Origin of the sequence: Photobacterium pectinilyticum (assembly GCF_024357955.1) — a bacterium.
GTDB classification, from domain to species: Bacteria; Pseudomonadota; Gammaproteobacteria; order Enterobacterales; family Vibrionaceae; genus Photobacterium; species Photobacterium pectinilyticum.
Window position 1 is genome coordinate 1 of sequence record NZ_JANEYT010000124.1, and the last position, 9,360, is coordinate 9,360.

The 9,360-nt window shown below is 45.4% G+C and carries 6 protein-coding genes; all 6 read right to left on the reverse strand.

The annotated features are described in order from the left end of the window. Window positions 1–466: 466 nt before the first annotated feature. The 6 genes from NHN17_RS24650 to gmtY all read right to left on the reverse strand — a co-directional run bounded on the left by NHN17_RS24650 (window position 467) and on the right by gmtY (window position 9,227). Window positions 467–679, reverse strand: a complete 213-nt coding sequence (locus tag NHN17_RS24650) for an AbrB/MazE/SpoVT family DNA-binding domain-containing protein (RefSeq protein WP_255045316.1) — start codon at window positions 677–679, stop codon at window positions 467–469. A gap of 1,154 nt (window positions 680–1,833) precedes the next feature. Further along, window positions 1,834–4,005, reverse strand: coding sequence for an AAA family ATPase (locus NHN17_RS24655; protein WP_255045317.1), 2,172 nt, complete (start codon window positions 4,003–4,005; stop codon window positions 1,834–1,836). Continuing rightward, window positions 4,002–4,439, reverse strand: a complete 438-nt coding sequence (locus NHN17_RS24660; RefSeq protein ID WP_255045318.1) for a VPA1267 family protein — start codon at window positions 4,437–4,439, stop codon at window positions 4,002–4,004. Before NHN17_RS24660 ends, NHN17_RS24655 begins: the two co-directional genes overlap by 4 nt. Beyond that, a complete protein-coding gene (gene gmtX / locus NHN17_RS24665; protein WP_255045320.1) occupies window positions 4,439–5,116 on the reverse strand; it encodes a gamma-mobile-trio protein GmtX in 678 nt (225 codons plus the stop codon). The genes NHN17_RS24660 and gmtX overlap by 1 nt, the downstream gene beginning before the upstream one ends. Continuing rightward, a complete protein-coding gene (gene gmtZ, locus NHN17_RS24670; protein WP_255045321.1) occupies window positions 5,116–7,770 on the reverse strand; it encodes a gamma-mobile-trio integrase GmtZ in 2,655 nt (884 codons plus the stop codon). Before gmtZ ends, gmtX begins: the two co-directional genes overlap by 1 nt. Then, on the reverse strand, window positions 7,770–9,227 hold the full coding sequence (gmtY, locus tag NHN17_RS24675; RefSeq protein ID WP_255045322.1) for a gamma-mobile-trio recombinase GmtY: 1,458 nt from the start codon (window positions 9,225–9,227) through the stop codon (window positions 7,770–7,772). Before gmtY ends, gmtZ begins: the two co-directional genes overlap by 1 nt. Window positions 9,228–9,360 lie beyond the last annotated feature (133 nt).

The following is a 9,360-nucleotide window of genomic DNA, read 5'->3' on the forward strand; positions in this document are numbered from 1 at the left end:
AGGAGTATACAGTAAAAACCATGTTCACTACCGAGTGAGTGAGTGAGAGGCTATATACCACAGGGGCTGTGAAGTTGATTAACAACGTACACACTATGTATATTGGTGTGTACGTTTTTTTCATCAATGACTGAGAAATAGATGACTCACGATGTCCATAACATTATGTCGACTCTACTAACACGTAATCAACTGGACAACATTGACTAAAATGAATTTGTTCGAGTTAAAAATTGGCAGTTTTTGGTGAGTGAGTGAGGTAAATCGGTACATCGCCACTTATAGAATGCTGCCAGAATTGACCTGCCAATGTTTATTAAGGATTTCATCCCAATCCAAGGGTATCAGTCCTGCCAAATCTGTACTCCGATATGTCCAGTATAGACGTATTCAGGAGTGCAGATTTGGTGGCATGTTGATCACACATGTACATGCAAAACCAGCGAACTACAATTATCTGTGATTATCAAATACCACTCTCTAAGTCATTTTCATTCACAAAAGGGCAGATAGGTGTATTTTTTAATATACCTTTTGCCGCGCCTGCTTGTTGTTTAACGATTGATATAACACCTTGTCGATCAACAAATGTTTCAACATCATCACCAGCGTTAATATTGGCGGCAATGCACAGGTCTATAGGTAAAGTAATTCTTCTCCTCGAAGTCACTTTAGCCATGCACCCTCCTTATTTTTCGATCTAATGTAAGAATGGCAAGTCTGCACTGTACGTCAAAGTACCGCTGTAAAGGAGCCAGTAAAGCACTTTCGAATGAAATCTAATTACGAAATGACCGACCCACTATCATGTAGTGGCTATAAGATAGTGGGTTAAGTAACCACATGATTAAATGAGAGTTGTTACTAAAATTCAGATTTCAAGAATGGTCGCAGTAAATGCCAGACTTTGAAGTTAAAAAGCCCAGTCAAGACTGGGCTTTTTAACTTTTTGCAACTTTGCTGTTGGCCTTGTTACGCTTCAACTAGGACTTAACATGGTCACCAATGGTTAGGTAATCAGTGGTCTGCTTGACTCTTACAGTCTGGCTGACCAAGCGCAGCGCGTTCCGCTTTCGATAATTTAAAGAGCAGGGCGGCTCATACCAGCTCCTAAGTAAAACTATATCTGAGCCTGTACAATGTCAATTTCCAAATTGATGAACAACGGCCATGAATCCTTCGAATTAGTGAGATTTTCAAATCTCACGAAAACGTGGGACAAGGTATGGTGTAAACACAAGTTATGAATGGCCGCACAAGGGACGCATTATCTTCATATATGTTAAATAGCCGATTTTCCTATTGAAAACCGACCTCTCACCCAACATTCCCTTTTAACTCAACAAAACCAACTATGAAACGAACTGGTAAGTGGTGCTTACCCGTCAGAAAAATTTCTTTCGGTTCGGAAGGTAGACAAGCAGAAACCTTGCTGAACCCATTTCAGATGATAATACCCACCTAATGCCTGAAAGTGGCTGTAATTGACTGCACATATCGTTTGGGCTAAAGTTGAGTTCAAAGGAGAGTCGCTGCCATAAGTGCGAACTTGAAACGAGCCAGTAGACGCCAGTTGTAGCCGAAGCTACAATGGTAAAGTCTTGGTACAGAGCAGCCTCGTTAGTTGATAGTAAGTGCGACCAACACTTACTAGATAGCGGGGCTTTTCTCTATCTGTAGCAGAGCAAAAGCGGCCTATCAGGGGGCGCGCTGCGCACTAACACTGCCAGACTGGCCTAGTTGCAGCTTCGCTGGGCTTCGGGCGGATTCACGTCCTGCAACCCCTTAGCGTTCTTTCCGCCCTTATATCGCTCCGCGATGAAACCCCAATCATCATGCCGTTTTGAGAATTTCGAGTAAGAAGCTATTTCGGTGGTGAACATTGCTTGGGTGCTCAATGATCGTCTTGAATGCCTCGGCACTTCCTACAATATGAATCTCAACCTCAGCCCGTGTGATTGCTGTATATATCCATGATCTATCAACAATCCTTCCCGCTTGTAACGCTACAATGATACGAGGGAATTGAGAGCCTTGGGCTTTATGAAGGGTTATGGCATACCCCAATTCCATACAGTCCAGTAATGGTTGAGTGATTTCAACTTTATCCCCTGTATCGAGGGTTACTTCACCATAAGTTTCACCCAGATTCTTTACATTGGTCAGCGTGCCTAAGGAGCCATTTTGGATGCCGTCCTCATAATGGTTCTGTGTAAACAGAACGGTATCACCCAGCCTCAAATCCATGAAAAACTTATCGCCATTGATCTGGAATTCAAGCCGCTCCCCATCAGAGTTAACTGCTGATTGGGTGAGTTTGTTAATGTCAGATACTAAGGCTCTCGTGGGAGCCATTACACGGCTATTCTCTGGTGATTGCTGATACAGAGAACAGCATACTTGTGCGATATCATCCTTATTGGTTTCATGGAATACTATTGCCCCCGTCGACAACTGCTCTGGCACGGTGCCTTGATTAATGAGCTTCGAGTATTCAGGGATGCCTGTACTGCCTTCCTGTCTTTTGACGATGTCCAGCATGGTGTTGGCAATGGTCTTTGCCATGACAATATCCGCAAGTACCTTCCCGCAACCAATTGGTGGTAACTGGTCTGGGTCACCAGTCAAAATTATCCGCACTGACGGGTGAATGTGATTCACTAAACGGTACATGGTCGGTAGGTCAACCATGCTGGCTTCATCAATGACGAGGAGGTGTTTACATCGGTTGTCCTCTGGTTCAATAGGCACATCCTTAAGCAACCTAGCAATCGTTGATGTAAAAAAGCCTATTGATTCATGTAAGCGCATTGCGGCACGGCCACTGAGCGCCACGGCGTGTATTTCATAGCCCATTTGGTGGTAGGCGCGAAGTGCCGTCCTGAGTACCGTCGTCTTGCCTGTCCCTGCACCACCTGTAATGCAACTGACAGCGTTATCCAAACAGGTCATAACCGCTTCGACCTGTTTATCGGTTAGGTCATAAGGCAGCTCACCAGCCGCATGGCAATAGGCACTATTGGCCTGTTCATCAAAAAGATCGTTTTGTGCAGCCAGCTTTTTTAGCCGTTTGGCGACGACACTTTCCATGAGCAGTTGTGCTGTGGGGTGGTACGTCCCTGTCTCGGGGTTGAGGAGGTACTGGGCCTTGTTGTACCCAGACTTAAACGCCTCGGTAGCGAGTGCCTTATCTTTGAGTAGTTTATTCAAATATGGGCGAAGGCGGGTCTGGTTGGTGTAGGTGTGTCCCTTATCGACCTCCTGACGTAAAGCCGCCTCCAGAGCGGCACTCAAGCGCCTACTGTCATCTAGGCCGATTTGGTAGCTGGTATTGGGGTTGGCTACCATCTCATCGACGCCCTTGAAGGACATTCCGAAGCCCATCAGCACATAGGGGTTGTGCTTAATAGCGTCGATAGATTCCTCGCCGTGGTGTTTCAAAAGCCTTTGCTGGATGTTTGCGGGTATCTTATGTTCGGTCATCCAGTTGCAATAGCTAAGGTTCTTATACTTGGCATAACCCTTGAACAATGCGTCGATTGAACCTTCGGTCAGCACCTTCCTGAGGCGCTCCCTTGATTCAGGTGTGTCACTCTTCAGGGTGGAGTGGAAACCTTTGCCAAGGTGCTCCCAAATCTCTCTGGCCTTATTTTCACCAATACCCTTGAACTCAGCTCCATTCGCAATAAAGCGTATCAACTGCTCTCCTGTTTCGGGAAGGCTGCATTCGATATGCTCTGGCGATTCATAGGTGTGTTGCTGCATCACATAATCGCCTACCTCCATGTTTTCAATCTGGCGAGTGCCTTTGACTGACCAATGCTGACCCAACGTAGGTGGTACTGGGATGCTATCAGGGTGGGCTTTGATGGTGACGTAATACTTTCCACTATTGGTTTTGTAAGAGCCTTTCGCCAGCGGCACACCGCTGAATATCACGAGTTTACTTGTGCGATAAGGGATACTGGTGACACGCATCTGGTCTTCATACAAAGCGGTATTCATCGTGGCATCAACCCCATTTCGGATAAGGTTTCAGATAGCTCACCAAAGCGCTCAAGTTGTTTTTCAAGCTCCTTGACCTTGGCTTTCAATTCAATGTTCTCAGCTTCTAATGACGATACCCGCTTTGAATCGAGCATCTTACGATTCGCTGTGTTGTCGTAGGCTATGGGCTTATCCGCATTCTTCTTGGCAGCATCGGTCAATGGTGGCAGGACACCTTTATCGCGCAGCTCATCTTCTAAGGTTTTGAGTGCTTTCTTGAGGGCAGGGTTTTGGTTTAAAGCTGATTTTCCACAACCGATACCCTTTGCCACTTCGATGCGATTAAGCTGACCTCGGAATACGATTTGTTTAAAGTCATCATCTGTCTGTGTGGCTTTCCAGACCTCAAATGCCTCAAGGTTTTGTTGCGCTTTCTGCTGCCCACTTGCCATTAACCATCTACCTCACCCAATAGTTTGCGAAGCCCTGTGACAAAGCCTCGCGGGAATATTTCGTCATTGAGTTCCGTGTCTTTCACCTGTCCCGCCTGAGTGGTTTGCCAGCCGTTCTTTTCCATACATTCATCAGATATGGCATACGCTAAGGCTCTTTTCTCCGATTCAATGAGTACGCCTGATAGGGATGGCAGCACTTCCACGTTTGGTTCTGTGGTGGTGTCAAACTGGCGCACAGGGCGTTTGTCGATGGTGATATTGGCGTGTTGCTTGAGCAAATTGACCTCTTTTCGGTAACGGTTTCGCTCGGCAATAATTTGACCAAACAAGGCGCGTACCGCAGGGTCTGGGATGCGCTCCAACAGTTTATTATCCGCAGGGATGGATTTAGACCGTGAGGTGTTGGATAGCGGTTTTTTGGTACTGGTATTGCACTTTGCCGCCCATGCTTCGATGAGTGTTCGGTAGTGCTTGTTACGGGTAGCACGCAAAGCCTCATACGCCAACCCACCATTTTCAGTAGACACCCGCCCAATTTGTGTGATGGAGAAGTCACGCTGACCTGATTCCGCATAGCTTTTCAGTATGTCGTTGAGCTTATCGAGGTTTTGCTGGGTGCGAGGCACTTTGCCTTCTTTTAAGTCAGCCAGAATGACATCAATATCGAGTTCCATTATTTCTCCAATAAGCTCGGTAGCGCAATGCCATCGAGATTTATAGCTTTATCGGTAAGGGCATTAATACCTTCTGAGAGCAACTTGTTATCAGTCAGGTATTCACCTGCCTCAATGTAGTTAGCCACTTTGCGGTAGCCTTCAAGTTTGTCGTCAGGGTCAGCAATTTTCGCCATTTGGCGTAGCATCGCATTGGCAGCGATGAGCTGTTGTTTGTCGTCCATTTCCATGAAAATCGGCTCAAAGCCTTTTTTCATCAGCACACGGCTAAGTTGGCGAGAGCGCTTTTCTATCGCAGGCGTTTTACGTAACTCATCCTGTAAATCAGGATAGAACTCCGCATCATCACAAAGCAGCGATAGGTGCAGCAACTCGGAGTCGGTTTCGATAAACTTCAAGGCATGACTGACATCTTGCTCAGAGCCAACCGCAATCAGTTTATCTTTGGTGTCATCCTCATTTCTGGTTTCTTCGACACGCATGATTTTGATGATTAGTTCAAAGCAAGCCACTAGGTCTTTTGTGTATTCATCAGTTTCGACTTGCTGTTTTTCATAGCGGCGCTGTAGGGCTTGCAGTTCATCGTGCTTGATAAATGGCTTGCCTTGTTCTTCACAGAAGAACTGTTCGTCTTTCAATGCTTCCAGTTCACCTTCAATCTCTACAGATAGGTTGGCGGCCTGATGTGCTTTATAGCTCAGTTGGTTAAAGTGGGCGTTGAGCGCAGGCAGGTAGCGAGCCTCGGTAATAAACCAGCGGCAACAAATACAGTTTTCAAAGCTATGGGGTACACTGCTATAGACTTTACCGTGTGGGTTGTTCGAGTTTTTAATTAACTCACCACCATTCCAGCAACCACCAAGGGTGCTGAGTTCATCGGATTTCACGGTGTTGCCACCGACCAAGCATAAGCCGCATGATCGCTCTTCCCAACCAATCGGGTTACGATTAACCAGTGCCGCCTGAATGCTATCATCACTGTGATACACCATCTTGCATTGAATTTGATCCATTGAGGCGTCTTTAAGGAAGTTACGCACAGATTGCTTAGATTTAGCATCCAACTCACCATGTGCTTCGTCCATTTTTTCAGCCATTACTGACGGGGTTATCTTGTTGTAGTAGATTGTCATCAATAGACGCGTATGCCCTGCCAATAGTTTGGATATTACAGGTAATGGGAGTTGGGTATCCATCGTATAGGCAGTGATAAGTGAAACTCTTAAGCTATGTAATGGAAAGTTTGTACTGTAACGTCGCGACATAGGAATATCCTTTGGATATTCGGAAACTAGCTTCAACCGTTCTCCGTTATCGAGACCATAACCACGTTCAGTCAATTGATTTTCTAACGCGAGAAGGAGTTGATACCAGAAAGGGTCTAAAGCATCGTCCCTAATAGGTTTAGCTCTATCAATTCCCTTTGCCGATGCCTCTCGAAATAGAAATGAAATATCCCCCATACTTTCCAGTTGTGCTTTCGATTTTTTCTTATCAGTGTGCTTAGTAAGTAATGTGGTGCAGTCGGTTGGCTTATCAATTGGGTTGTACTTTTCTTGCCAATTGCGCAATTTCTCTATCCAGTACAATACTTCATTATTTTGCCACGGAATGATGTAACCACGTTCTAGCTCACCTTTGTTTTGATCGGCGGTTTTATTGGTATTGATATATAAGCCTGTTGAATATTGTCCTGTCATGGTGTCATGAACTCGGCGAAAAATGCCTTTACCAAATGGACGCTTTTCACTGCCAAGTGCAAAATCATGTTTAGTATTAAGCACCCATTGAGTGTTTTCGTAGCGCCACGTATCGGCTTCACCGCTATCTAGCATCCTCACTTGATAGGTACGCAGTGGTAAGTGGAGTTTCATGAAAATCACCATCGCTTTGACGGGCGACCATATTTGGTGAAGGATGGTTTCATTGCCTTTGCGAACTATTTTTTTAGTACGCCATACACAGTCGGGGTCGGTTTTATCAATCAGTTCTGGTTCAACTTCAAACCAATCACCATCACCACCTGTTTTATGTTGACCCGTTTGCTGTTGCGCCCATGTCCAGTGCTTGAAGTGACGATAGTGATAAGGGGGAAGCAAGGCTTCACCTTGTTCAAGGTTTTGCTCAATGACTGTGAGTTCAGTTTTATCAGGCAGCGGACAGAGAATTTGGCGCAAATCTTGAATATATCGATACGGCAGAGGGTTACGTACAGTTTCTGTGGGCGAATACTGTCGTTTGATTTTGCTCAGCGGATTTTCAAGCAATGACACTAACTTGCCATTATCATCCTCTTCAGAAAACACCTTTTGGATTACAAAGTCGATGAAGTCACAGGGGACGTTTACTCCTGATTGGATTGCTTTAGAAGAGTTTTGTGTTTTCCTGACTAATGTCTCCAGCTCTTCACTAGAACATTGATGCCCTTGGTATCCCTTAAAAAACAACGATATATCACCTATCGCATAGCTCGCATACTGTCTAATATAGGACTCGAAGAAGCGAGTCAAAGCTATTTGTTTATGGTCAATGCCTGCGGTTTGTCCTGCCATCCACTCTGCTGCTAATTCCTGCCATTGTAGCCATTCAGCACCAAGTGTGGTCAGCATCCAAGAGAAGGTTAAGTCCGAAGATCGCCCGTCATTTTTCGCCATTATTTACCTCTCAATTTTGGATGTTTGCCAGTGAAGTAGCCCTGCGGGTCGATGTCATCAAAACCGTGCTCAACCAGTGCTTTCCAGTCGAGCGTGTTAACTTTGGATTCGGGGTTCGCCAGTTGCAGTGTGGCTTGGGTCAGTTCGTCAGAGATTTCCTGCTGAGCTTTGCCTGTGTATGGTGCTTGTGAGTCTAGGTTCTTGTGGTGCATACAACGTTTAATCACCAAGGGGTTAACTCCTGAGCGCTCTAATCGTCTGCCGTAATTATGTCGATGTCCGTGAGGGTCTTTGCCTTCTGCCTTGTTTGGTTCTAAACCAATGCGTTTCAGACCGTTGGCGTAGTTATCATGGAAAGCGTTGATGGTGTAAGGGTTGCCTAACGCCCTGTGATGAAAAGAAATAAACGCATAAGGGTGGTAACAGTCGATGCTGGCGCGGTACTTTTGATAGTTTTTCCAAAGTGACATAAACACTTTGCCATAGTCGGTTGGAAACCATTGAACCTGTATATACTTATCTGGATGGTCAACCACACGACATTTCCAACCGAGATGTGCGGTGCCCTTCATGCGCTGGCGAGGGATACGCGCATACTTTTCTTTTAGGTACGTTTCTCTATACTGATTTTTAGAGCGAACTTCAGGGTCACTTGGCGCAGTGCCATCGATTTCATTGTAAATTCGAACGATAGCACTATCTGGGTTATAGGGGTCTTCAAACACATCTGTAACCCAAAGCGTTAAAGCTTCACTTTCGCGTAACCCGCCACCGTGCATGAGCAGGAGTATGAGTTTATCCCTGAGTGCCACTCGTGGGTCACTTGCACCACCAATGCCATTCATATAAAAATCTTCCCAATACTGTTCAGGAAAGGCGATAGCGTCATCTTCGGTATTGGTGAGTGGTGTGCGCCCCTTGATGGTTCGCGCCTTACGGATGGTTTTGTTGACGGTCTTATCTTCGATATGGCCGAGAAAATCATTCTGGTTTTTACGAAACCAAGCGGCGTAATTCAATCGCTGCTCATGCGGGGTAGCATCACGTAATGGGTTCATGGACGCGGTGCCTTGTTTTGCTGTTAACCAGTCGGTAAACGCCGTGAGTCGATGAATATGTTTATTCACATTACTGGTTGAACTTGGCACCCAATATAAACCAGAGGGATCAATCCCATCCTCACCAATGGTTCCTGTGTACAACCGCTTAGAAAAGGTCTGGAAGAGCAACTTCGGATCGTCAAACAATCCTCTATTTGCTTCCATATAATCCAGCAACAAGGACACAGCTTGAAGAAATCCATTCATGACGGAGTTACTCACACCGTCCGCTTCTAGCTTGAGTAGGTAGTCTGTGACCGTACTTAACTCTCCCTGCTCTGTCAGCAAGATAGGTAGTTGGCTTTTGATGCCCGTATTGTCCTCGACAATCGTCGCTCTGACTTTTACTGATGACAAATCATGTTTTCCCTATACATATTGTACACACAATTAACTGTATACCTATTAATTTACTTACGCAAAAAAAAGGCAGATTTCTCTGCCTTAATACACAATATACACCTTTTAAGTTACTATATATAACGATGAG

What these genes read in the sequence shown, in the direction of transcription:
- NHN17_RS24650 (WP_255045316.1), bottom strand. Translation starts at nt 679, where the DNA reads ATGGCTAAAGTGACTTCGAGGAGAAGAATTACTTTACCTATAGACCTG.
- NHN17_RS24655 (WP_255045317.1), bottom strand. Translation starts at nt 4,005, where the DNA reads ATGAATACCGCTTTGTATGAAGACCAGATGCGTGTCACCAGTATCCCT.
- gmtZ (WP_255045321.1), bottom strand. Translation starts at nt 7,770, where the DNA reads ATGGCGAAAAATGACGGGCGATCTTCGGACTTAACCTTCTCTTGGATG.
- NHN17_RS24660 (WP_255045318.1), bottom strand. Translation starts at nt 4,439, where the DNA reads ATGGCAAGTGGGCAGCAGAAAGCGCAACAAAACCTTGAGGCATTTGAG.
- gmtX (WP_255045320.1), bottom strand. Translation starts at nt 5,116, where the DNA reads ATGGAACTCGATATTGATGTCATTCTGGCTGACTTAAAAGAAGGCAAA.